Source organism: Streptomyces sp. NBC_00829 (genome assembly GCF_045161795.1).
Taxonomy (GTDB): domain Bacteria; phylum Actinomycetota; class Actinomycetes; order Streptomycetales; family Streptomycetaceae; genus Streptomyces.
In genome coordinates this window covers 51220-74174 of sequence record NZ_CP108868.1, presented here as the reverse complement: position 1 = coordinate 74174, position 22955 = coordinate 51220, and the positions used below count along the sequence as shown (strand labels likewise).

26 protein-coding genes and 3 pseudogenes are annotated in these 22955 nt (G+C 70.1%); 4 read left to right on the top strand and 25 right to left on the bottom strand.

What is annotated here, in order from left to right; genetic code table 11:
• Positions 1-75 precede the first annotated feature (75 nt).
• From OG293_RS39910 to OG293_RS39850, 13 genes and pseudogenes are all read right to left on the bottom strand, one after another.
• Complete coding sequence (locus OG293_RS39910) at positions 76-1047, bottom strand: DUF4007 family protein (RefSeq protein WP_406003884.1); 972 nt, start codon at positions 1045-1047, stop codon at positions 76-78.
• A 19-nt stretch (positions 1048-1066) separates the two neighbouring features.
• Positions 1067-1420 carry a hypothetical protein gene (locus tag OG293_RS39905; protein WP_212728546.1) on the bottom strand — a complete coding sequence of 118 codons (354 nt, stop codon included), beginning with the start codon at positions 1418-1420 and terminating at the stop codon, positions 1067-1069.
• A 47-nt stretch (positions 1421-1467) separates the two neighbouring features.
• A complete protein-coding gene (locus OG293_RS39900; protein ID WP_249938675.1) occupies positions 1468-2484 on the bottom strand; it encodes an N-6 DNA methylase in 1017 nt (338 codons plus the stop codon).
• Between the two features lie 146 nt (positions 2485-2630).
• Positions 2631-2993: a hypothetical protein gene (locus OG293_RS39895; RefSeq protein ID WP_212728899.1), complete on the bottom strand. Its 363-nt coding sequence runs from the start codon at positions 2991-2993 to the stop codon at positions 2631-2633.
• A 252-nt stretch (positions 2994-3245) separates the two neighbouring features.
• A complete protein-coding gene (locus OG293_RS39890) occupies positions 3246-3584 on the bottom strand; it encodes a hypothetical protein (protein WP_181411817.1) in 339 nt (112 codons plus the stop codon).
• 121 nt (positions 3585-3705) lie between these two features.
• Positions 3706-4008, bottom strand: a complete 303-nt coding sequence (locus tag OG293_RS39885; RefSeq protein ID WP_331752063.1) for a hypothetical protein — start codon at positions 4006-4008, stop codon at positions 3706-3708.
• A gap of 77 nt (positions 4009-4085) precedes the next feature.
• The gene (locus OG293_RS39880) at positions 4086-4550 is read right to left on the bottom strand and encodes a hypothetical protein (protein ID WP_024127016.1); all 465 of its coding nucleotides are present in this window, start codon (positions 4548-4550) and stop codon (positions 4086-4088) included.
• A 194-nt stretch (positions 4551-4744) separates the two neighbouring features.
• Positions 4745-4984 (bottom strand): hypothetical protein, encoded by a 240-nt coding sequence (locus tag OG293_RS39875; RefSeq protein ID WP_024127015.1) that lies wholly within the window; start codon positions 4982-4984, stop codon positions 4745-4747.
• Positions 4985-5077: 93 nt separating this feature from the next.
• Positions 5078-5752: a GNAT family N-acetyltransferase gene (locus tag OG293_RS39870; protein WP_331752062.1), complete on the bottom strand. Its 675-nt coding sequence runs from the start codon at positions 5750-5752 to the stop codon at positions 5078-5080.
• A gap of 174 nt (positions 5753-5926) precedes the next feature.
• Positions 5927-6484, bottom strand: coding sequence for a hypothetical protein (locus OG293_RS39865; protein WP_024127013.1), 558 nt, complete (start codon positions 6482-6484; stop codon positions 5927-5929).
• 492 nt (positions 6485-6976) lie between these two features.
• Positions 6977-7786: an AAA family ATPase gene (locus OG293_RS39860; RefSeq protein WP_331720790.1), complete on the bottom strand. Its 810-nt coding sequence runs from the start codon at positions 7784-7786 to the stop codon at positions 6977-6979.
• A complete protein-coding gene (locus tag OG293_RS39855; protein ID WP_331752061.1) occupies positions 7783-8004 on the bottom strand; it encodes a hypothetical protein in 222 nt (73 codons plus the stop codon). Before OG293_RS39855 ends, OG293_RS39860 begins: the two co-directional genes overlap by 4 nt.
• Before the next feature lie 4 nt (positions 8005-8008).
• A pseudogene (locus tag OG293_RS39850) lies at positions 8009-8890 on the bottom strand (DDE-type integrase/transposase/recombinase); the annotation flags it as partial.
• Between the two features lie 135 nt (positions 8891-9025).
• Between OG293_RS39850 and OG293_RS39845 the strand changes: the two are divergent.
• Genes OG293_RS39845 through OG293_RS39835 form a run of 3 tightly spaced genes read left to right on the top strand, consistent with a single transcriptional unit; the run spans position 9026 to position 12146 of the window.
• Entirely contained in the window at positions 9026-10237 is a 1212-nt protein-coding gene (locus OG293_RS39845) for a site-specific integrase (protein WP_331752060.1), read from the top strand.
• Positions 10234-11160 carry a tyrosine-type recombinase/integrase gene (locus OG293_RS39840; RefSeq protein ID WP_331752059.1) on the top strand — a complete coding sequence of 309 codons (927 nt, stop codon included), beginning with the start codon at positions 10234-10236 and terminating at the stop codon, positions 11158-11160. The genes OG293_RS39845 and OG293_RS39840 overlap by 4 nt, the downstream gene beginning before the upstream one ends.
• Entirely contained in the window at positions 11157-12146 is a 990-nt protein-coding gene (locus OG293_RS39835; RefSeq protein ID WP_331752058.1) for a tyrosine-type recombinase/integrase, read from the top strand. The genes OG293_RS39840 and OG293_RS39835 overlap by 4 nt, the downstream gene beginning before the upstream one ends.
• A 92-nt stretch (positions 12147-12238) precedes the next feature.
• On the opposite strand, the pseudogene OG293_RS39830 reads toward OG293_RS39835, so the two are convergent.
• From OG293_RS39830 to OG293_RS39775, 12 genes and pseudogenes are all read right to left on the bottom strand, one after another.
• Positions 12239-12760 (bottom strand): annotated as a pseudogene (locus tag OG293_RS39830) (helix-turn-helix domain-containing protein); the annotation flags it as partial.
• A gap of 93 nt (positions 12761-12853) precedes the next feature.
• Positions 12854-13207 carry a helix-turn-helix domain-containing protein gene (locus tag OG293_RS39825; RefSeq protein WP_406003883.1) on the bottom strand — a complete coding sequence of 118 codons (354 nt, stop codon included), beginning with the start codon at positions 13205-13207 and terminating at the stop codon, positions 12854-12856.
• Between the two features lie 166 nt (positions 13208-13373).
• Complete coding sequence (locus OG293_RS39820) at positions 13374-14222, bottom strand: Eco57I restriction-modification methylase domain-containing protein (RefSeq protein ID WP_406003882.1); 849 nt, start codon at positions 14220-14222, stop codon at positions 13374-13376.
• Complete coding sequence (locus OG293_RS39815; RefSeq protein WP_331752055.1) at positions 14219-14713, bottom strand: hypothetical protein; 495 nt, start codon at positions 14711-14713, stop codon at positions 14219-14221. Before OG293_RS39815 ends, OG293_RS39820 begins: the two co-directional genes overlap by 4 nt.
• A gap of 22 nt (positions 14714-14735) precedes the next feature.
• A complete protein-coding gene (locus OG293_RS39810; RefSeq protein ID WP_331752054.1) occupies positions 14736-16100 on the bottom strand; it encodes a hypothetical protein in 1365 nt (454 codons plus the stop codon).
• A 66-nt stretch (positions 16101-16166) separates the two neighbouring features.
• Positions 16167-16631, bottom strand: a complete 465-nt coding sequence (locus OG293_RS39805; protein WP_331752053.1) for a hypothetical protein — start codon at positions 16629-16631, stop codon at positions 16167-16169.
• The gene (locus tag OG293_RS39800) at positions 16628-17614 is read right to left on the bottom strand and encodes a hypothetical protein (protein WP_331752052.1); all 987 of its coding nucleotides are present in this window, start codon (positions 17612-17614) and stop codon (positions 16628-16630) included. Before OG293_RS39800 ends, OG293_RS39805 begins: the two co-directional genes overlap by 4 nt.
• A 67-nt stretch (positions 17615-17681) precedes the next feature.
• A complete protein-coding gene (locus tag OG293_RS39795) occupies positions 17682-18287 on the bottom strand; it encodes a hypothetical protein (RefSeq protein WP_331752051.1) in 606 nt (201 codons plus the stop codon).
• The gene (locus OG293_RS39790; protein WP_331752050.1) at positions 18284-18634 is read right to left on the bottom strand and encodes a hypothetical protein; all 351 of its coding nucleotides are present in this window, start codon (positions 18632-18634) and stop codon (positions 18284-18286) included. The genes OG293_RS39795 and OG293_RS39790 overlap by 4 nt, the downstream gene beginning before the upstream one ends.
• Before the next feature lie 183 nt (positions 18635-18817).
• Positions 18818-19588 carry a hypothetical protein gene (locus OG293_RS39785; RefSeq protein ID WP_331752049.1) on the bottom strand — a complete coding sequence of 257 codons (771 nt, stop codon included), beginning with the start codon at positions 19586-19588 and terminating at the stop codon, positions 18818-18820.
• A 26-nt stretch (positions 19589-19614) separates the two neighbouring features.
• Positions 19615-20430 carry a hypothetical protein gene (locus tag OG293_RS39780; RefSeq protein ID WP_331752048.1) on the bottom strand — a complete coding sequence of 272 codons (816 nt, stop codon included), beginning with the start codon at positions 20428-20430 and terminating at the stop codon, positions 19615-19617.
• 90 nt (positions 20431-20520) lie between these two features.
• A pseudogene (locus OG293_RS39775) lies at positions 20521-20943 on the bottom strand (HU family DNA-binding protein); the annotation flags it as partial.
• Between the two features lie 296 nt (positions 20944-21239).
• On the opposite strand from OG293_RS39775, the gene OG293_RS39770 reads away from it, so the two are divergent.
• Positions 21240-22838 (top strand): ADP-ribosylglycohydrolase family protein, encoded by a 1599-nt coding sequence (locus tag OG293_RS39770; protein ID WP_331752047.1) that lies wholly within the window; start codon positions 21240-21242, stop codon positions 22836-22838.
• Positions 22839-22955 lie beyond the last annotated feature (117 nt).

Sequence of the window (22955 nt, the reverse complement as noted above, 5' to 3'; positions counted from 1 at the left end):
ACGGTGCCATCGCGGCGTCGGCTCGGATCCCGGCGGCGAAGGCGGAAGCCGTCAGGACCCGGACCGAGCAGCGAGTTACCCCCACGTGCGGCCGACGTCAGGCTGCAGGGCGGGATAGGCGGTGGCCAGGACCTCCTCGGCGAGGAGAGCGGGCCCGCGCGAGTAGGCGAGGGTCTCCTGCCCGTCGCCGGACTGCACAACGGCCAGATCCGCATGGCGGCCGGCGACCCTGTGCACGGCTCGGCGGAGGTCTTCGTTGCCGGTGAGCAAAAGCCTGCCCGGCCCGAGGGGATCGGAGGCGAGACGGGCGAGGTTGATGGAGCCGGGTGCGGGACCTGCGGTGCGGGCGGCGAAGTCCAGGCTCGCGTACGCCTGGACGACGTCGGGGCAGCGGCGGCCGGCGGTGCGGCGGACGGCCACGCCGTGGCTTCGGCCGGCAGCTCCACCAGCGGGAGGTTCGGGGTCGAGCAGGTGCAGGGTGCGGAAGGGGTTGGCGAGTTCGTCCTCGACACCCGTTGCGTCGCGGTCCCGGAGCGCGTACATGCTGACCAGGCAGGCAATGTCCGCGGCGACTACCGATCGGGCCGGGCTCTTGTGGCCGGCGGCTTCGGCGGCGACCGCAAGGCGTCCCTGCAGTTCTGCGCGGCTGTACCGGCTGATCGGGGAGTACCCGAAGAGGTAGCGCCAGCTGGGCACATGGCACCGTTCGGCGCTCACCAGCCACCAATGAAGCACCCACAGGCTGGTGTCGAGCTCAAGGAAGGGGTCTGCTCCGGCTTCCTCGTCCAAGAGCCAGTGGGCCCGGTCGGTGGGCACCAAGTCCCGGCCGTGCCGGGCGGCCAGTCCGAAGGCCTGGGACCAGAAGGACATGGCCGGGACCATGCTCTTGCCGACTCCGAGCACGACGGTCGCGTCGGGGCGGCGCAGGGCGGCGTGATCCTGGAGCAGGGCGAGGTAGACCTTGCGGAGCCACCCGTCGCGGGGTGGGTAGCCGCGGTGCCGGCCGAAGGCGGGCAGGCAGCCGGTCATGGGGGTGTGGTTCGGCACGGCGATCCCTTGGTGAGACTCAGTCGAGTGAGAGGGGGCTGCGGTCGGAGAGGGTGAGCCGGGCGACGAGACGCGCGAGGGGCTGCGCCCAGTCGGCCGGTGGGCCGGGGACGAGGAAGTCCTCGCTCCAGGTGGTGCCGTCGCCGACGAGCGGTCGGCTGGTCACCTGGACGTGCCGCAGGCGGGCTCGGGCAGGGGCGAGTTCGAGCTCGTAGGCCCGGGTTTCGGTGTCGATGTACCAGGTCAGACAGCCCTCGGCGTCAGGGCATCCACAGGCCAGCATGTACACGCGGGTCCGGCTGGGGATGGGCAGGACGGCGCGCAGCGCCTGAGTCACGGCCTGGCCCTCCGTGTGGTCGTGAACGTGCGCCACGTTTCCTCCTTTCGGCCCGGCCCACGGAAGTGGGCCGGGCCATGCGGCTACCTGCTGGCCGTGAGGGCGTCCAGCAGCTGCTTGGTGGTGCGGGTGGCGATCGCGAAGCGGACCATCTTCATGACGTCATCGCGGTGGCGGGCCACGTCGCGCGCCTGGGCGAGGGTGTCCTCGGCCAGGTCGGGCTGGGCGAGGACGTCTCCGCAGCCGACGACCGCCCGGGGGCCCAGTTCCCATACGAGGGCATTGACGGCGGCTCCGGCGGCGGCGAGGGGGTCGAGTTCGAGCATGACCCAGCCGCGGTCGGCTGGGTCCTCGCCGTCGCGGCGCAGTTCCTGCGCGGCGGAGCGGAAGAGCCCTCCGGTCCCGGCGGTCGGCTCGAGAGCCCACTCGCCGCGTTGGTGGGGCCGCTTTTCTGAACTGCCGTCGTTGGCCAGCATCGCGGTGATCAGGGCGCTGACATCGGGCGGGGTGTGGTACTCGCCGAGGCTGCGCCGGGAGTGGTGGTGGCGCAGGCTTGTGATGACCCAGGAGAGCAGGTCGATCCGGGACCTACCGGCGGGGTCGGTGTCTCCGGTGTGCTGGAGGACCCCGTGGCGCAGTGCGGCGCGGGTCACGGCCCGCACGCCCGCGAGGTGCGTGTCGTGGAGGTCCTCTCTTGTCCAGTCGAACAGGGGGCGGGCGGTGGTCCACAGGTCGGGGCGAAGGCGCCAGTAGTAGTTGGCGCTCTCGGCCAGGCCGCGGACCAGGACGCGCGGGGGTTGTGCGGCGATGTACGCGGCGATCGTGTCGGCGGCCTCGGCGCCCGGGGACTTCTGGGGCCACAGTGCGAGGGCGGCGACGACCCCTGCGGGGATGTCCAGCCGGCTGCCGCCGGCGGCGTACCAGGCGTCGGCGACCGCCTCGCCGAGGACGGAACCGGGGCTTCGGCTGACGGTGATCGGGGGGCAGTCGGTCGTGCCGGCATGCCGGGCACAGCTTGGATCGGTGCAGTTCTGGGCCTTGTGGGTGTGTGCCTGGTCAACGGCCTCGATCACGAGGGCGGCGGTGGTGTCAGTGGACATGAGGGTTCCAGGACGTAGGTGGGTCTGCTGGTCGGGAACAGGAGGGCAGGGCCAGGGCCGCGGGCGGGAACGCACCGTCCGCGGCCCCCCGGGCCTGCACGTTGTGGTGACGGGTGGTGCCGTACGAGCGGCCACCCCCGGCACATTCAGAGGACTCCGCGGCGGGACAGGTCGGGCTCGCACAGGGAGCACGTCCCGCACGGCGCGTGGTCGGTGCATCCCGGCTCCGGGAGGGCATGGGCCGCGGCGTCCTCGCGATGGATGAACTTGGGCCACTCGCGTTCGTACAGGAACTCGCCGGCCCACTCTCGGGACTGGAATCCGGGGATGCGCGAGGCGTCGTTGGTCGTATCGGGCTGGGCGACCCACGTGGTCGTGCCGTCCGAGAGGGTGTGTTCCCACACGTACCCGTGCACGGTGGGGCTGGCCTTGTTCACCACGAGGAACCCGCGGGTGTAGTTGTTGTGGGCGGGCTGGAAGTCGATGTGCTGGGCGAGGCCGGGCAGCATGATCACGCCTCCGAAGGGTGAGTGCGGGTGGTGTTGGGGGTGCGGAGTCTGAGGGGGCCCAGCCCTCTCGGTGGCCTGCACGCGCCCCGACTTGGGGCGCGAGGCTCATTCCTGTGGGAACCGAGGGCGGTCCGGTGCTTGCTCGTGTGCCGGGCGGCGTACTGCACGCACGGAGGCGTGGACCTACGCAACTCAGGGGCGAGGCATGCGGCTTGCGCGGGGCCGGATGCCGGACTTAGAGCCTCGCTACCGTCACCGAGTCGCGTCGGCGGAGTTCTTGACCACCCGGCCGCGCGGGGTAAGGGTCCACACCTCGTCGGGTGCTTCGCCCCGTTTCGGTGCGACCTGGGTGGCGGAGCGCCTCCACACGAGCAGATACGCACTGGGGTCTGCGTCGGGGAAGTCTTCGGCCGGACTGTCGGCGAGGGACGTGCCGTATTTGACGCCGTCGTAATAGGTCGGGCCGTGGTGGTGGGCCACGCGGCGCTTAAGTGCCCGCTCGGGAACTTCCTGGTTCGGTGCGAACTCCATCGCGGTCAGATCGGCCGGCTTCTTCCGGCGCGACGGTATGAACGTGAAGTACACAGTCATCGGCGTGAGTTCCCCGGGTCGTTGAGAGCGGGCTGAGGTGATGTTGGCTGTGCCCCACCGCGCCGCCGTGGGTGGCGGCAAGGCGGAGAGGCGTTGCCGGTCGGGTCGGGCTGCTCGGCTTTCAGGCGTTCCGCAGTGCGCTCGGCGCGGCGGCGTACTTCACGCACGCGGGCATGGAGTCCCGCAGATCGGGGCCGCGCAGCCCGCGGCTTCCGCGGGGCAGAAGACCGCACTTGAGGCGCTCTCGGCCGTCGTGGAGCTGCTTGAACACCTTGTTGGCGCACCCTCCGCAGACGGCGGAGGGGTTGGCGAGATCGGTGCCCAGAAGCGGCACCCGGGTCGCGGGGTGCTCGCCGCGGTCGAGGTGCATGCGTATCGAGCCGCGGCCGGACCGAGCCGGGGCGGGGATCAGGGGCGTGGTCATGATGGAGGTCCTTCCGGGCGGGATGTCTGTCGGGGCGGCGGCACCGAGGGCATCGGTGCCGCCGGGGGCTTGTGGTGCTACTTGGCCTTGCGCTGGTCGACTCGGTGGGCCTGTGATGCCGCTCGCATGACCTCGTCGAAGTCGAAGCCGAGGTCATGGGTGTAGGCGCGCAGATCGTTGAGCAGCACGTACAGCGCCTTCGAGAAGGTGGGGTAGGCGTCGTCTGCCATGTGCACGCGGAGGGCAGCAGCGGCGTCGCTCGCGTGCACGTAGTTGTCGAAGAGGTGGTCTTCGGCGGCCGAGTCGTCGGTGTTGGTGATCGGCCCGACGGACGGGGCGAGGTTCGGCATGGCGGCCAGTGGCCGTTCGTCGAGGCGCGCCCTGGCGTCGCCGTCGAGGCAGCGCTCGAAGTCGGCCCGCATGTGGCTGGCCAGGTGCATCAGGTCGGTGGTGACGTCCACAAGGGTCAGCCAGATGTCGTTGCTGCTCTGGCGGTAGGCGAGAAGGGCGGCGGCGACCTCATGGGCGACGGCAACGGGCATGGCAGGGCTCCTGAACGGCAACGGGGTGGACGCGGCGTGGACTTGAAGACCCGCCAGCGATGTGATCAATCTACACAACGAAAAATAAATAAGCAACATCATGGGGTTGATGAAGGCGGGTCCGGTCAGTCAGCCGTCCCCGCCTTCCACCTAGTTCGAGCGCTCAGCGCAACCCGTGGCGGCGCGGAGCTGCTCTACTCGTTCCCGCCGGCATCCCTGCGCGCTCGCAGTTCTCCAGGCGGCTGCCGACGGGGCATCGTGCCGACGAAGACCAACAGCGCCCCCAGCGCCACTCCGGCTGTAATGATCGCGCCCACAACGCTGCCGGGCTCCAGTACCCACACACTGACCAGGGCGACGGCTGCACTCGGCGCGCCCCATCGGAGCGCCCAACGGCGCCATGGGCTCGGGCTCTTCCCGTCGACAACCGGCATCAGTTCCTCCTTCGTTCTGGATGCCGGCCGACACCTGCACCCGTGCGTGAATTCTGCGGCCCGGGAGTGCGGACAGCCCGGGCCGTGATCGGGTCAGGCACAAAACTGCTCCCCGTCGAAGTACGCCCCACGGGCCATGCGGGTGTTGGGAAGGACGCCCGAGACGACCGGGGAGGGAAGGCCCGGGACGTCGACGAAGGTCGTGTATCGGTCCAGGAGCCGGGCGGCCACCCGGGTGTCGCCCCAACGGTGCCCGACCGCGTTCAGGGGGCCGAGGGCCACGTTCAGGTCGTTCATGATCGAGAAGCCGAGACCCTGGTAGTAGCTTTCCAGCTTCGGGAAGCAGTTAAGGGTCAGCAGCCCGTAGCCGGCGCGTGTGAAGCGGCGTACGGAATGCCGGATGAGTTCGGCCCCGATGCCTCGCCCGCGCTGATCGGGGTCCACGGCAACGGCGGTGATGATCGCGATTCGTTCCGCCAGAAGGTGCGCCAGCGGCACGTCGATGCCGGGATGGTCGAAGAGCCACAGCGGAGCGCCTCCCAGGAGGACGCCGAGCGTCTCGCCTTCATCGCTTTCGGCCACGACCATCAGGGCCCGGAAGTGGGAAAGGGGCCCTTCCTGCGGCAGGGACAGGTTCGGCCGGACCTCCTCGAACGCGTTGGGATCGTCGGGATACACGTCGGCGAGGAGGCGCATGACGGCGTCGGCGTCGGTGGGCGCCGCGTCCCGGAAGGTGATGCCGGGCAGGCGCGTGCGAGTGGTACCCATGGAGGCTCCTGGGGGTGATGCGAGGCGCAGTACGTCGCCTCTGGTTGTGGGCCGCCGGAGGGGTCCTCAACGGCGGGCTCGGTCACGCTGGACCGGGGCGGGGTTCGGGCCGGGGCCGGGCCGACCGGAGCGGGCGAGCTGCCCGGACGGCCCGGAGTGCTGTGCGGAGGGGCCTCAGTAGATGTGGCGGCCGTCAGGAACGGTCTGTCCGATCAGGCGCCAGGGCGGGCCGTCATTGAGAACGCCCATCGGGCACCGATCCGGCCGATGCGTCGACAGGTCGGCCTCGATGGCCGTGTACCAGTGCTGCGTGAGCGGGCATCGCGTTCCGCGTGCGCATCCCGGCCGCTCCGCGACGAACACGTGGTACACGTCCGGAGAGGTGGGGAGGGACCGACGGAACGATTCGGCGATGCGCTTGCCGTAGGCCGCCTGACTCTCGCCCTGGTAGCGGCGCCAGACCTCCTTGCCATAGACAAACTGGGTCTGGCCGTCGCGGTCGAGCCGCCAGCGCAATGAGGAGCCGTAGCGCGGGCTGTCGGGGGACGACTCGTCTGCGCCCGCGGGCACCGCTCCGGTCATGTCGAGAACGGTCTGGCCGGTCCCGGCGAACGCCTGGGGCACGGCCAGCGCCCAATAGGTGGTGGCGCTCTCCTGCCACTGGTACGGCCTCCGCCGCTCGTGCTGTGTTCCCGCCTTGCGGCGCTTTATGAGCGGCTTGTTCCGCTTCATCTGTATCAGTCCCCGGATGCACTGGGACGGCGCGAAGCCTAGAGCTGCGCTCGTCAAGTGGGTTGGTGTGGTGGGGCGGTGGCCCGATCCGAGAGAAACAATACACATTGAAATGCGAATACGCAACAATCTAAGGAGTCTCCCCACCACGCCGTGCGAGCTCCGCCCCCGCTTGGAATCGGTCCCAGGCCAGCCGGCTGTCGACCGCGTCCTCGATCGCGCTCCAGACCAACCCCCGTGCGGGGTCCTCCGGAACGTGGGGCTCTCCACGGTTGCCCCGGATCACCGTGACCGTGTCGCCGACCGGCGGCCGGGCCCGGTGGAGTGGTGCAGGTGGGAGTTCCGTGGCCCGGGTGTTGCCCGGCACTCAAAATGCCGATGGCTTCGGCATTCACGGTGCCGATGTTCGGCGACGACGACGCCCCGCCGGCGGGTGCCAGGCGGGGCGGTTCATCGGCGAGGTGTCGCTGTCGTCGGCGAGGTGCCGGTTGTTCAGTCGACCACCTCGCTGACGGCCGCGCGGGCGGAGGTGTCGTCGACGAGGTTCTTGCCGGTGGCGAAGGCGGCGACGAGGGACTGCAGGGCCAGGTTGTTGACCGCCCGCGGATAGCCGCGCGAGGTCGTGTGGATCAGTGAGAGTGCGTCCTCGGTGAACAGTTGGTCGGGCCGGCCGACGAGCTTGAGGTGGTGGGCGATGTAGCTGGTCGTCTCGGTGGAGGACATGCCCGGCATGGTGTAACGCAGGGCGGTCCGCTGTTCGAGGGCGGCCAGGACGGCGAGTTTCATCGTCCGCCGCAAGGTGGGCTGCCCGACCAGCAGACAGGACAGCGGCGAGTCCTGGTCCATGCCCTGGTTCGTCATCATCCGGACGGCCTCCAGCTGCTCGTAGGACAGCAGGTGGGCCTCGTCCAGGACGAGGACGGGCGTGCGTCCGCGTTCCTCGCGTTCGGACATCAGGGCCTTGGAGGTCTGGACGGCCAGGCGGGAGCCCAGGTGGGAGGGCGTCTGCCCGAACGCGTTGACGATCTCTTCGTGAATGCCGCGGACGCCGATCATCGGGTTCGGCAGGTAGATGACCGAGTACTTCGACGGGTCGAGGGCGTCGAGGCAGGTGCGGACGGAGACCGTCTTGCCGGCGCCGACCTCGCCGGTGACCACGCCGATCGACCGTTCGGAGATGCACCAGGAGATCCGGGCGACGGCCTCGTTGTGGGCCTGGTGCCGGTGGAGCATGCCCGGGCTGAGGTTCCGGCCGAACGGCATCCGCTCGAAACCGTAGTGGGCCTGCAGTTTCTCGATCACGTGAGGGCTCCGGGAGGTGTGCTGGTGGAGGAGATGAAGGGGCGGCCGGTGAGTCGCTCGATGAACAGCTCGACGTTCGCAACGATCCAGTCGACGGCGGTGTCCTCGCCGAAATGCCTGGCCAGGGCCGCGTCGACGTCCGGCTCGCAGGCTTCGAAGAAGCCGTGCAGCTCGGCCAGGAAGACCGCGAGGTCCTGCCGGCCCGGGGTGGAAGCCATGGAGTCAGCCCTCCAACAGGCCGGCCGACTCGACGGGCTCAGGGTGCAGGGCCGCGTAGTTGACCTTGTTGGACAGGTCGGTTGCGTGCGCGCGGTCGATCAATTCGAGGTAGTCGATGCCGGTCGTCGGCTTGGGCAGTTCGGCCGGGACCTCGGGCTTGGCCTTGGGGTGGCTGTGGCGGCTGATCTGGAACGGCAGGGCCGTGCCGGCGTCGGTGCCGTCGACGCGGACCTGGAGGAAGGTCAGGTCGAAGGGATCGAAGACCAACTCGACCTTGCGGCCGACCAGTTGCGGGTCGACCTGGTAGCGGTTGCCGTGCAGGGAGACGGTGCCTGTGCGGGCGACCGTGCGGTGCTCGGACCAGCGGAAAGCCTCCGCCAGATCGGACGGGGACGGGACGGGGAACGGTGCTCCGGCCATCCACCGCGCAAGCGGTGCGGCCTTGGTCTCGGAGTGTTCCCGGCGGTGGTAAGCCTGTTCGACCCAGGCGGTGAACAGGCGGTTCATCTCCGCCAGGTCCTTGATCTCCCGCCCGACCTCACCTGCGTCGGAGGCGATCTCGACGGTGAACTCCCCGTTCACCGTGCGGAAAAAGCGTTCGATTTTGCCCCTGCCCTCCGGGCGCCCCGGGGCAGAATGCACCAGCTTGATCCCGAGCTTCGCGCAGGCCCTCAACAACCACGAATCGACAAAAGCACTCCCATTGTCAACGTAGATGTACTGAGGGACGCCGCGGGCGGCCAGGGCCGGCCGCAGGGCCGCCGCGAGGCGGACGGTGTCCTCGGCGAAGCCCCAGCGGTGACCGACCACCGCCCGGGAATGATCGTCGATGAAGGCGAAGAGATAGGTCTTCCGCCCGTTGATCCGCGGCCCGTGCAGGGCGTCTTATGCGGACCTGTGGGTTATGCCGACACCCCGGCCAGGAGCCAGTGACAGCAGGGGTGCCATTGGTCACATGTCGGCATAATCAGGGCAGTCTATTCCGTTCTTCTCTCCATTCACCGAGAGAGGACGAGCATCATGGGAGACCCGTCGAAGGTCCGGATATCCGGTCCACTGGCTGTACATGCGGATGGATTCGCGGCCGACCTGGCCCAGCGCGGCTACGCGACCAGTTCCATCGCCTCGCATCTGCGCCTCGCCGCACACGTAAGCAGATGGCTGGAACAACAAGGCCTGGACTTTGGGTCGTTGACCTTGGATGCGGCTGACGCGTTCCTGGTCCACCGGCGCGCGGGCGGCCATCGCACACGGCTGTCGCGAAAGGCGCTGGCTCCGCTGCTCGCCTATCTGCAGGCCGTCGGCGCGGCGCCGGTCGAACCGGTGCTGTCCCCGGCCACGGCCGTTGAAACCATGCTCGACCGCTATGCCGACTACCTCAGGGAAGAGCGAGGACTCGCCGCGACGACGATCGCGCGCAACGTGGAACTGGTCCGGCCGTTCCTGTCGGACCTCCACCGCGACGGCCGGGTGGATCTGGCGGAGCTGGACACCACACAGGTGATGCGGTTCGTGACCGAACACGCGCGGTCACAGCCCCACCGGACCGCACGCGTGGTCGGAGCCTTGCGCTCGCTGCTTCGATTCCTGCACGCCGTCGGGTTCACCACGACCGGATTGGCCGAGGGCCTGCCGTCGGTCGCGGCATGGAAGCTCAGCGGCCTGCCCAAGGCCCTTCCCAGCGACCAGGTCGCGGCACTGCTCGCCTCGTGCGACCAGAACACGGCGGTCGGACGACGCGACCTGGCGATCTTGACGGTGCTGTCCCGGCTCGGGCTGCGTGCCGGCGAAGCCGCGCGATTGCGGGTGGAGGACCTCGACTGGCGGAACGCGGAGATCACCGTGATCGGCAAGGGGAACCGCGCCGAGAAGCTGCCGCTGCCGGTCGACGTCGGCGAGGTGATCGTTGCCTATCTGACCGACGGACGCCCCGACACCCCCGCACGGGAGGTATTTGTCCGGGCCCGCGGGCCTCATACCGGGATCAGCCGCAACGGGCTGTCGATGGTGGTGGCCAGCGCCGCTACCCGAGCCGGACTCGGGACGGTTCACGCCCACCACCTGCGCCACAGCGCCGCCACGGCCATGGTGGACGCCGGTGCCTCGCTCGGCGAGATCGGACAGGTCCTGCGCCACCGGGACGCACTGACCACCGCGCTCTACGCGAAGGTCGACACTGCCGCACTGCGCTCGGTCGCCCGGATCTGGCCCGGCACCGGGGCCGCCGCGTGAGCGCGCTTCGCCGACACCTGGCCGACTACCTGATCATCCGCCGGGGCATGGGATTCAAGCTGGAACGCGCCGAGAGCCTGCTCGGACAGTTCCTCGACTACATAGAGCACCAGCGGGGCGAAACGGTCACCATCGAGCACGCGCTGGCATGGGCGACCGCGCCGGGCGGCGCCGGATGGTGGCACGCGCTGCGGATGTCGGCCATCAGGCCCTTCGCCGTCTACCTGCACGCTCTCGACCCCGCCCACCAAGTGCCGCCGCCGGGACTGATTTCCTACGGCTCCCACCGCGCGACCCCGTATCTGTATTCCGACGCCGACATCCACGCGCTCCTGCAGGCCGCGTCCTGCCATCCCGGCCGCAGGACCACCACCCTGACCTACCCCGCATTGATCGGGCTGCTGGCCGCTACCGGCATGCGGATCGGCGAGGCTCTCGCCCTGGACACCGGCGACTTCGACGCCGAGCGCGGCATCCTGACGATCCGCGACACCAAGTTCGGCAAATCACGACTGCTGCCGCTGCACTCCACCACCACCGCGGCGCTCGGACAGTACCTGGAAGCGAGCCGACGCCAAGGGCCGGCTCCCCGCACCGAGGCGCTGTTCCTCTCCACAGCCGGCACCCGCCTGCACTACGACCGCGTCCACAAGACATTCCGCCGCATGACCCGCGACGCCGGGCTGGTTCCCCGCTCCGCTGCCTGCCGACCACGCGTCCACGACCTGCGCCATTCCTTCGCGGTCACGACCCTGCTGGAGGGATATCGCCGGGGCGACGACATGCGAACTGTGATCCCGCGCCTGTCCACCTACCTCGGCCACGCCGACCCCAAGCACACGTACTGGTACCTGTCGGCCGCCCCGGAACTCCTCGCCCTGGCCGGCGACCGGCTCGAGTCCTACCTGGAAGACCTCCGATGAACACCCTCGCCCCCACCCTGCAGTCGTTCTTCACCGACCGCCTGGTCCGTCAGCGCCAGGCCAGCCCGCACACAATCGCCGCCTACCGCGACACCCTCAAACTGCTGCTGGCATTCGCCGAACAGCACACCGCCACCACCCCCTCCGATCTGATGGTCAGCCAGCTGGACGCTCCGCTGATCGGTGCGTTCCTGGACCATCTGGAGACCGAGCGCGGCAACAGCATCCGGACCCGAAACGCCCGACTGGCCGCGATCCACTCTCTGTTCCGCTATGCCGCACTTCGCCATCCCGAGGACGCCGCCGTCATCCAGCGCGTCCTGGCCATCCCGCCGAAACGCTTCAACCGCGCGATCGTCACCTACCTGACCGAACCAGAGATCACCGCCCTGCTCGCCGCCCCTGACCAGGACACCTGGACCGGCCGACGCGACCACGCAATACTCGCTGTCGCGGTCCAGACAGGGCTCCGTGCCTCCGAGTTGACCTCGCTCACCATCCACGACGCGCATCTGGGCGCCGGAGCGCACATCAGCTGCCTGGGCAAAGGTCGCAAGCAGCGCATCACTCCGCTGACCACCGAGACAACCACGACCTTGAGAGCCTGGCTGGACGAGCGCGGCGGACGGCCCACCGATCCGCTCTTCCCCACCCGCCGGGGCACTGCCCTGAGCCGGGACGCTCTCGAACGACGCGTCGCCACCCACACCAGAACCGCAGCCCGGACCTGTCCGACCCTGCGCGAGAAGAAGGTCGCCCCGCACGTCCTACGCCACTCCGCGGCGATGCGACTGCTCAACGCCGGCGTCGACACCACCGTCATCGCTCTGTGGCTCGGGCACGAAAATGTGGCCACCACGCAGATTTACGTTCACGCCGATCTCGCCCTCAAGGAACGCGCCCTCGCCAGGACCACCCCCATGGGCACCGCGCAGGGACGCTACCTTCCCTCCGACAAGATCATCAGCTTCCTGGAGAGCCTGTGATTATGCCGTGCTGACTCCGTCGCACCCTTGCCGCTGCTGGGTTGTGGCCGGGGTGTCGGCATAACCCACAGGTCCGCATAAGACGCCTTATGCCGAACACGGCATAAGGCGTCACCGGTCCAGAGCTCGTTGGGGCGGTCGGCCTCGAACCGGCCGAAGACCGCTGACTGCTTCGGCGCCCGCAGCGCAACCAGGCCAGTGCGATGGAACATCCGCTGCAGCGTCCGCTCGTCCGGCGCCCAGCCGACCTGGGCCCGCAGGATCCGCCTGACCTGCGCGGCCGTCCGCTCCGGGTTCTCCTTCTTCAACGCCGAGGCCAGCTCCAAGACTTCGGGCGGCGTGCGGGGCTGGGACTGCCGGGGAGAGGGAACCAGCGCGTCGAACCCGCCCTGGCGCCACTCCAGGATCCACCTGTCCAGCGTCCAGCGGCTGATCCTGATCCGCCGGCCGTCCGGATCGGTGTGTTCCTCGGCGGCGAGCTTGCGGACCAGGGCCCCGCGCTGACGGCCGGTCAGGCTCGGATCCGCCGCCTCCCTGATCAGCATGTAGCGGAACAGGCCGATCTGCCTCGCCCGCTCCAGCCGGGCCGTCTGTTCGTCGTCGTGCTTGGACACGTCACCTTCTCTGCAACCTCGTTGATCTTGGGCTCGCCGAGGCTGTCAGAAGCAAACCGTCCCACGTCAGAGGCAGTTGGTGTTGATCATCTTTTAGAGCCAGCCCGGCGCCAGGAGCCGGCCGTGTGAGGCCGCCGCGGCCAGATGCCACGGCGACACCTCACCGACGTGCGGCCAGCGCGAGGACACCGCTGCCCAGGCCCCCGCGACCGCCGAGACCGCGTCGGCGAACACCGCCGCCGTGGCCGCTGGAGGCACCGGGTCAACACCCGCGTCCACCAGGAGCACGGTGAAGTACGCGCGAATCTGCTCAGCCCGCCCGGCGAACCGCCGCAGCCAGCCCCGGACAGTGTCCACCGGCCGCCCCAGCCGGGCAGCGATCGTCCTGGCCCCGGCCCCGGCCGCCTTCGCCACCAGCGCCGCCCCGATCACCTCCGCCAAGTCCACTCGCCTGACCAGCGCGAACGCCGGAAGGAGCACATGCGAACCACCGCAGCCCCCGCACCGGGCCCGCCGCGGGCGAAGCCGGACCACCCCGGATCCGCTCCGCAACATTCGTTCCCTTGCCCATCCCCATGGGGCCAGCACACCCCCGCAGACCGGACACTCCATGTCACCAGATGCCAGCCGGGACTCGACCTCGGCCACGTCCGCCCCTACCGTGAGCACAAGCGCCTCCGTGCGCTGCACGGCCCTTCCGGACGCTCGGCCAAGAGATCACCGGGAGGGCCTTTCGCATGCCCTCATCGGCAAGGTGCCGCCGCCAACGAACACCCCAACCTCGCCGGCATGCCACCGAACTCGTCGGCATGATCAACGCCGCAAACCCGCCCGCGACATGGGCATCTTGAAAGTCGCTCAACAGGCCCGGGATGTAGGCCCCGGATGTGTCGATGATCCAGCGCGCGTCGAAGCGGGGCAGGAACTCGGTGACGTACCGCCTGCCGAACTCTCGCTTCATGAATGAGTTCGCGGTCAGCTGCGCCACGAAGCCGCCCGGGACGGCCAGGTGATCGAGCATCAGCGCGGTGAAGGGCAGGGCCAGCGAGTACTTGCCGGCTGCCACCTGCGGGTAAGCGGCGCGAACCTGGTCGCGGACGGTTGGGTCCTTCGGGGTGATGTACGGCGGGTTGGCCACGCACGCGTGGTAGGCGCCGGCGGCCAGCAGGGGCTCGGTGCGGTCCAGCAGGGAGTCGGCGGCGGCCACGTTGACGGGCCACGACGCCGGGACGCGGTCCAGGCTCACGCCGAGGACGTGCGCCGAGCTCGCCAGGAGCCGGTAGGCGGTCAGCGCGGCGGCGTACGCGTCGAGGTCCACACCCGACACCGCGGCGAGCGCCCGCTCGACGGCCCGCGGCCCGTGCCCGACCGGAGCGGGCCGGCGGCCGCGGATCGGCGGGACGCGGACCATGTGGAACGCGGCGACGGCGATGTGCCCGGTCCCGCAGGCAGGGTCGATCATCCGGGCATCGGCCGGCCCCACTCCTCCATCGCCGGCTCCAGCGACAGGCGCAGCAGGAGACGGGCGATCCAGGGCGGCGTCTGGCACAGGGCGCGCCCCTTGCGGGCCTCCTCGGACAGCAGCTGGTAGGTGTCGCCGAGCGCGTAGCCGTCCACGCGGTGCTCACCTTCCAGGGCGGGGTGCCGGTCCCAGAACTCCTCGATGGCAGCCCAGGCGGCCGCGCCGAGCGGCTGCTCCCACAGCGGCAGTACGGCCGGATCGAAGAGCGGGATGAGCGCGGGGTGGCAGTTGGTGAGGCTCTCCAGGGACTTCAGCAGGCCGCCCGGGCCCGGAGGGCGGTCGTCGGCCGGGGCCAGGACGTGGTCGTGGGCGTGCCGGGCGAGGGCCGCGGCGTGGATCCAGAGGGCGGCCGTGCGCCGGTCGCCGGTGTCGCGCGTGACCGTGGCGGTGAGCTTGTCGTAGGCGCCGGGTGGAAGGGTGCGGGTGGTCATCTTTCCTCGCAGGGCTCGGGTGCTACTGGCTGTCGGTCATCGCGGCCCAGACCTCGGCGAAGGCAGGGCGGGCCTTGTCCTGCACGCCGGCGGGGGCGGTCACGTAGAAGTCCTCGGCCGTCCCGTACGTCTTGGAGTCCGGGCGGACGCGGGTGCGCACGCGGGCGATGCCGGCGCCGTGGGCGTCCGTGGAGTGCTCGACCGGGCGGTTCAGCGCCGTGGCCGCGGTGGTCAGGAAGGTGCCGGCTTCGGTGCGGCTGCCGGTGCGGACGGTTTTCACCGACCGGTAGACGGTGCCCTTGATGCCGTTGTCGCGGCATTCGGGCTTGGCGCATCGGTCGCCGTGATCGGTCTTGCACTCGGGCCGTCGGCCGGCGGTGTAGACGCGCTGCACCCGGTAGACCGCCCAGGGCTCCTCGTCGAGCCGGGCGTCGAACTGGCCGAGCGCCTCGGTGTTCTGGTCGTGGGTGACCCGCCGGAACAAGGTGTCGTCCTTGTAGAGGGAGCTGTTGTCGTTCAGGGCCATCGACAGGTACTCCAGGCGCAGCACGCGCGCCGCGAGGTCGGGGTACTTCCGCAGCCGCTTCAGGTGGTCCGGCTGCGGCGAGCACACCCCAGAGAACGGACAAACAGGACAATATGACTTGGACATGTCGATCCCGAGGCGGTCCTTGACGTAGCCCTGCACGTCCTTGCGGCCCCAACCGAGCCGGAGCAGCGGGTAGTCCAGAGCGAACGTCTGGCGGCCGGCCCTTTCGTTGCGCTCGGCCTGGGCTTTGTTGGCCTTGACCGCGCGCTTGCGCTCGTCGGCGTTGTAGCCGAACAGCTTGCCGACCGTCTGGCCGCCGGCCTCCCGCAGTTGAAGATCATCAATGGCGAAGGCCTTGAACTTCTGCGCGCACTTGTGCCCGCCCGCGTACTGCGGAACGGTGCCGTTGGCCTCCAGCTCGTCCATGAGGGTCCACTGGCCGCGGTCGAAGACCTTGCCGGGATTCGTGGTGTCGGAAAGGACCTGGACGCCGGCGGACTCCAGGTGGCCGGCGCGCGCGACCTGCGTGTACCGGATGCCCTTCTCCCGCAGCAGCGGCAGGACGTGGTTCTCGACGTCGGAGATCGTGTCGGGAAACTCGAAGCCGGTCATCGCCGTCACGATCGAGAAGTCGGAGAAGTCCGTGGCGACCCCGAAGGCGGCCGGTTCGTTGATGATCGCCAGGGCCAGCGCCGTCGAGTCGACGCCGAGACCGAAGTTGAGCGACTTGTGCTTCGTCGCGCGGAAGGATTCCAGAGCATCGGCGGAGGCGACCTCGGCCGGGGCCGGCACGCCGGAGAACGACGCTGCGGAGCCGGCCTTGTCGAGGTCGGGTGCGAACAGGGCGAGGGAAGTCATGGGTGTACCTGTGGGGGAGGGGCGGGTGCGGCCTGGGAGGGCCGCACCCGCCGAAGGAGAGGGGGATCAGGGCTGGGACTTCGCGGCGCGTGCAGCGTCGACGCCCGCGGGGGTGAGGAAGGGCCGGTGCTTCGGGCCGGTACGGCCGTCGTCGCCGTCGGTGGGCTGCGGGGTGCCGTCGGCGTCCCGGTACTCGACGAGCGCGAGACGGGTGAGGGCGGCGGCGGTTGGCCAGCTGACGTCCCGCAGCGCGCCGTCCTCGTCCGCGGAGTCGATGGCCGCCAGCTGGGAGTCGTTCAGGATCGCCCGCCGCCCGGCGCCGGTGATGACGTACGGTCCGACGCCCTGCGCCTGCGCCAACTCCGCCGGCAGCCGGAAATCATCGCCGTCGTTGCGGTAGACCAGGCCGTCGTCCAGGTAGACCTGGAGCGTGGTACGGCTGCCGTGTGACGTGAGGTGCCCCGATGGATGGGCACATGCGGCACGGAGGTGCTGGGGCGCTGGCGGGTAGGACTTGGCTTTGACGCTCATCGCGGGCCCTCCAGCGCGCGAGTCGGCACCGCGGAGAGCGCTGCCGCCTGCGCACCGATCGCCGCCGCCTTGACCTTGCGTCCGCAGCCGGAGCGCTCGCACTCCTCCGTCGCCCGCGGGTTGGGCCACCGGCAGCCCGGACAGCTCCACATCAGCCCCGCCGAGACCGCCACCGAGGAGATCACGGCCCTCTGCTCCAGGTCGGCAGCGTCCAGGAGCTGCTCCAACACGGTGGGGTGCGGGGCGTGGTGGTGACTGTGGTCGTCGAGGACGACGGTGTCCTCGACGACGACGCGCAGCGGTACGGTCCCGTCCCGCCGAACGACGTGCTCGGGGTCGGCGCTGTCGAGGTGGACCGAGACCCGCACGACACCGTCCTCGGCGTCCACGTAGCCGAAGACGAGCACACCGGCCACCTCGATGCACGACGGTCCGTCGTCATCGGCGGCGTAGAAGACCGCGCCGCGATTGAGGCCATCGGCCGTCACGGCGTCGGGGAAGGCGAAGTTCAGGGGAACAATCCGAGAGCGGTGCGGCCGTCCGATCTCCTCCGAGTACAGCTCGAAGCCCTGATCGGGCACCGCGTCGCCGTCGGCACCGTAGTAGAGGTCGATCGCCTCCACGTCGTTGGCCGGAGGCTCATCGGGCACGTCGCCCTGGCCGCCCACGTTGGCCCAGTTGCTGCGCACGTGCGTGGCGAGCTCATCGAGGGCAGCGCCCCTCGTGGCGTACGGCGCCGTGGAGTCCTCGTGTCGCGTCCAGATGCGCAGCATCCACACCTGCTCGCCCGGGCGAGGCGCCAGGAAGGCGGAGACGGCCGGGGACCGACGGCCGCCGGCCTCGGCGACGATCTCAGCGTGAACGCGCCGGGCGAGTTCACGGTACGGCGACGGCAGTTCGGCGACGGCCTGTGAGTGGGCCAGGGCGCCAGCGATACGCACCAGTTTCTCAATGTCAGAGGGGCGGAAGCGTTCAGCGAGCATGGTCATCCTCGTAGGTGGCAGAGCCCGGCGGCCACGGGCGGGCCCGCCGGGCGTAGAAGTGGGAGTGCTAGATGCCGAGCGCCTGAAGCGCCGCCACCAGGGCGAGGGCGCGCTTTCGCTCGGGGGACACCCGAACGCGGCGGATGCGCTTCGGGTCGGAAGGAAGCTGAATGCCCACGGCACCGCCGCGGTCATCCCGGCGCAGCACGTACTGGTCCGCCGAGAGCATCCACGCGTCCCAGTCGTCGGCCTTACGCCCGGCACGCACCTGGGATTCCGCGGTGGGGGCCGTGACGGGGCAGGAACACGCCGGGTCGTCGCACGGACGCCCCGCCGGATGCCGGGCGATGACGCCGCCCGGACGGTAGGTGGCGCTGGTGCCGTTGAGCATGGGGCACGCCTTCTCCGCATACATCAGGCACGGCGGGTGGAGTGCCGGTTCCGGCGCGTACCCGACGCTCACGTCCTGCGGGCGGAGCAGCACGTAGAACCACCGCTCCAGCGGCCGTTCGCAGATCTGACACAGGCTGTTCTCGAAGGCCCGGGCGCGCCTACCCGGGTGAAGCCCGCCGAAGACCGGCAGGCCGTTGTGCTCGAACGAGACGTACGGGACGACCAGGCCGCCACGGGTGGGACGGTGCGCGCACACCGCGGGAATCGCCGGGACGCTCACTGCGGACCACCACCGGAGAGCTCCCAGGAGGGGCGGGCGAGCTCGACCAGGAAGGTGTAGGCGGAGTCGCTGGCCTGGAGCAATCGGACGACCGGGAGCTGCCGGTACTGGTCGAGGAACTCTCCGATCGTCAGCGCGGTGTGGTGCGCGTCGTCCGAGTAGTTGCCGTTGCCGAAGGAGACCAAGCGCTCGCCCTGGTGCTGCGGCCACGTGTAGGCGGCGAGAAGCTCGGCCTGGCTCCAGTTGTTCGGGTTGGCACGGACCTTGACGAGCTCGGCGCCCGGCACCAGCCCCCTGAGCGAGTCGAGGGGCGGCGTCCGGCGCGGTTGGGGGCTGCTCAGAACCATGGCGGTCTCCCAGTTCGAGGCGGGCGCTCGTGGCCCGGGCGGTGAGTTGAAGGGCTGCGGGATTCGCCGCGCAGCGGTGCAGCGGCCTGACAGCCGCCCTCACAAGGCCGGCGAAGGCCGACGTACGGGTTGTGAAGGAGAGGGCGGCCGATCGACCAGACACCACACGTTACACATTGAAATCTAAATACGCAACACGATGGCGTGGGGTGTTCCCTCATCCCCGCATGACACGGCGAACCGGGCCGTCAGCAGCGCCACGCACAGCGCGCGGATTCCTCCCTGCTCCCACAGCGCCTGGGACTCCGGCACCGCAGCCGGCCACCACTGCACCGATACGCCGTGGCGCACCACGTCGACGGCGACTCCGTACCCGTCGTCCTTGCTCCAGTCAGCCATGCGCACATGCGGGCGCAGCACCTCAACAGCACCCTCGTGGAGGCGGATCGCCTCCTCCTTGGCGCTGCGCGCGGCCCTTCGCAGGGCATGGGTCTGGGTGGCGGACACCGGTCGGTAGACGGTGCTGGCCTCCTCGTTCTCCGCGATGACGACCAGGGCTCCCCCCTGCGCCGCGAGCACTCGGTCCCGGCCGACTTCGGTGACCAGTTCGAGCAGCTGTTCCGCGGAGACGACCGTGTCGGGTCCGCTCTCGGGAACGGCGGAGGCCCGGTAGTGCCCGTGCCGCACGAGGTCCAGGGCGTGCCTGACGGCCAGCATGGCGCGGGCCAGCTCGGTGGAGCCGGGCTGCCCGTTCGCGGCGTAGCGGGTCAGCCGCTGGTGGACCAGGGCCGCTTCCCGCTCGTCGGGTTCGTCGAACTGGCTGGGGAGCACCTCCCGAATGGCGAGGTCGATCACCTGCGTCAGGTAGCCGGCGCCGAAGGACCTGCGGCGGAGCAGGCGAAGCGCCAGCTGTTTGGACGAGCTGGCAAGGACGGTGGCTGGAGCCTCGGACACGAGGTGACTCCTCCCTGATTCGCCGGTCACGAGCCGGGCTGGTGGATGTACGCGATCCACGCCTCGTACTCGGCGGCGCCGAGCACGGGGGGCGGGACGATGGGGGCGCGCCCGAAGCACCGGTCACAGGGCTGTGCGCCCAGTTCGGCGCCGGTGGCATCCCCTCGGCGGCCTGGCAACGCTGTGCCGCAGACGGCCAGGTCCGCCGGAGTTGACGGGTCCAGCCTCAGATGCAGGTCCTGGCCGTGAAGGACCGGGCGGACCACGACGCCCCCGGCTTCGGAGTCGGGGCCGAAGTGCCGCGCCAGAAACGTGACGGCACGGGCGTGGGCGGACTGGGCTCGCTCCGCCAGAGTCCGGGTGTCATCCGGCAGTTGTTCGACGGCGCGCAGAGGCTGCCGCATGTCTGCCGTCAGACGGTCGACGAGGGCCCGCCCCTCGGTGAGGAACTGCGGCGCGTCGCCGCGGGGGTCGTCGCTACGCGGGCCGACCCAGATCCAGGACAGGGGCACGAACGCGGCCAGCTCGCTCAGGAGTCCGTACCGGCGGCTGACAGCCCAGGTGGCGTATGTGGCGCACGGCCGGTGGGTGCAGGAACCGGCCGGCGCCTGGCAGGCGCGCAGCTCGAAGCGGAAACCGAGCTCGGTCGCGGCAGTGTGAAGGATGCCGAGCTCCGCCAGCGCGCCGCTCTGTTGCGGCCTTGCCCACCAGGCCGGTACGCCGCCGACCGATGGGCCGGGTTCGGTGCTGTGCCCGAGCCCCTGCGCCTCCCCTGAGCGGGCGGAGGCCAGAGTTCGGTGAGCAGAGACGACGCGGGCGCCGTCGATCACGAGATAGGTCATCAGGGGGTCTCTCCGATTCGGCCGGGCGCAGCAGCGCCCGGCCGTCGAGATGGAAACGCCAGAGGGACGGGGGTCCGGCGATGGGGATCAGGCGAGCGACTTCATGGCCTTGGCGGGCTTCTTCGGCGCGGCCTTCTTGGCAGCCGCCTTCTTCGCCGTGGTGGCGGAGGCGGCGCCGCCGGTGAGGCTGCCCTTCGGGGCCTTCTTCACGGCCACCTCGCTGCCCTTGGGCAGCTTCTTCGCGCCGCTGACGAGGTCCTTGAAGCCCTGCCCCGGGCGGAATCGGGGAACGGAGGTCTTCTTGACCCGCACCCGCTCACCCGTCTGCGGGTTGCGGGCGTACCGGGCCGGGCGGTCGACCTTCTCGAATGCCCCGAATCCGGTGACGGAGACGCGCTCTCCGGCGACAACGGCGCGGAGGATGGCGTCGAGCACGTGGTCGACGGCGTCGGCGGCCTGCTGGCGGCTGCCCATCTTCTCTGCGACCGCTTCGACGAGCTGGGCCTTGTTCATGGCTGAACTCCTATGCATGTAAGGGGACTTGGGCGCCAGGCGTCGGGCGCTGGCGTGGGGCCCGCGAAGGGAGACGGGGCGCGTCGTACGGAGTGGTGTGAGCGCCTCCGACAACCACCACAGTACACACGAAAAAAAGAACACGCAACGCTAATCGTCATGTTGACGAGAGAGGTGGAGCCGTGTCACTCTGACGTAGCGACAGCGGGTTGGAGCGCCAGGCGAGTTGATGCCGCGCTCCCCGCCACCGCCTTCCTCAGACCATCCACGCGGTACATGACCTCGGGAGAACACCCGTGAACACGAAGCTCGTTGACTCCACCGCCGCCACCCCGATCCCGGCGTCCCACCCGCTCAGCATCCACGCCACCGACCGCGCAGCCGGCGTCCTCCTCGGAGCCGCGTGCGGAGACGCGTTGGGCGTGCCCTACGAGTTCGGCCGCCGACTGACCGCCGACGAGCAGCCCGCCATGATCGGCGGCGGCCTGGGCCCGTACAAGCCGGGCGAGTACTCCGACGACACGCAGATGCACGTGTGCATCGCCGCAGTCGCCGCCACCGGCGCCGACCTGACCAGCGACGGCGCGCTCGACCAGATCGCCCGCAACTTCCACCGGTGGCGTGACGGCGGCGCGAGCGACATCGGGAACCAGACCCGCAGCGTGCTCGGCGCCGCGAAGGCCCACAAGACGGGGACACCCGCACAGGCCATGCTGGCGGCAGCCGACGCCTACACCGCGCGCACCCGGTTCAGCGCGGGCAACGGCTCCCTCATGCGGACCGGCATCGTCGCCCTCGCCTACCTGGACGACGTCGAGGGAATGGTCAGGGCAGCCACCATGATCAGCTCCCTCACGCACTCCGACCCCGAGTGCGCCGAGGCGTGCATCCTGTGGTGCTCCGGCGTCCGCATCGCCGTACTCGAAGGCACCTTCGACGGCGTCCGCCAGGGTGTAGCGCTCCTTCCCGCAGACCGGCAGGAGATCTGGCACGCGAGGCTGGACGAGGCCGAGGCGAACCCGCCGCACCACTGGGAGCGGAACGGGTACGTGGTCACCGCTCTCCAGGCCGCGTGGTCCGCCATCACCCGCACGCCCGTCCCCGACCTGGCGCCGGAGCGCGACTCGTTCCCCGCCCAGCACTTCCAGCTCGCCACCGAGGCGGCTGTCCGCGCGGGCAACGACACCGACACCGTGGCCGCGATCGCAGGCACCCTTCTCGGGGCGCGCTGGGGCGTTTCTGCCATCCCGCTCGACTGGCAGCGGGCGGTGAACGGCTGGCCGACGATGTCCGGCCCCGACCTCGTCCGTCTGGCCGTCCTGACCGCCCGCAAGGGTGACGACGACAGCGACGGCTGGCCTTCGGCCCCGCGCGTCAAGATTCCCGGCTATGCGGGTGCGGCCTTCACGGTGGCTCACCCGGAGGACCCCGGGGTCATCCTCGGCAACCTCCCGATGACCGAGTTCACCGGCACCCCGCCGGTCGACGCCGTCGTCTCCCTGTGCCGCATCGGGCAGGACCCGGTCTTCTCCCGGATCGACGCTGAGCATGTCCGCGTCTGGCTTGTCGACAAGGAGGGCGCGAACCCCAACCTCCACTACGCCCTTGACCAGGCGGCCCGCCAGGTCCTTCGGCTCCGGAAGGAAGGGAAGCGCGTCTTCCTCCACTGTGTCGCGGGCCGCTCGCGCACCCCCGCCGTGGCGGCGGCCTACAGCACGCTCTTGGGAACGGACCCGCACACCGCCCTGACGGAAGTCTGGACGGTCCTGGGCAAGCACTGGACCCTCTTGGCGCACCCGCAGCTCCACGACGCCGTCTACGAACTGGCAGGGCAGCCGCCGTACCAGCCGCAGCCCCGCCCCCGCCGTAGCCGCTTCTTCCGCAAGCGCGGTTGATTCCGGCACGGTGCGTGGCACCGCTGAAACCAGGGGCGCGGTCTCCGGCGGAGACCGCGCCCCTCTCGGTGCGCCGTCAGCTCGTCAGCGCCCCGCTAGGACAGACACAGCAACCAG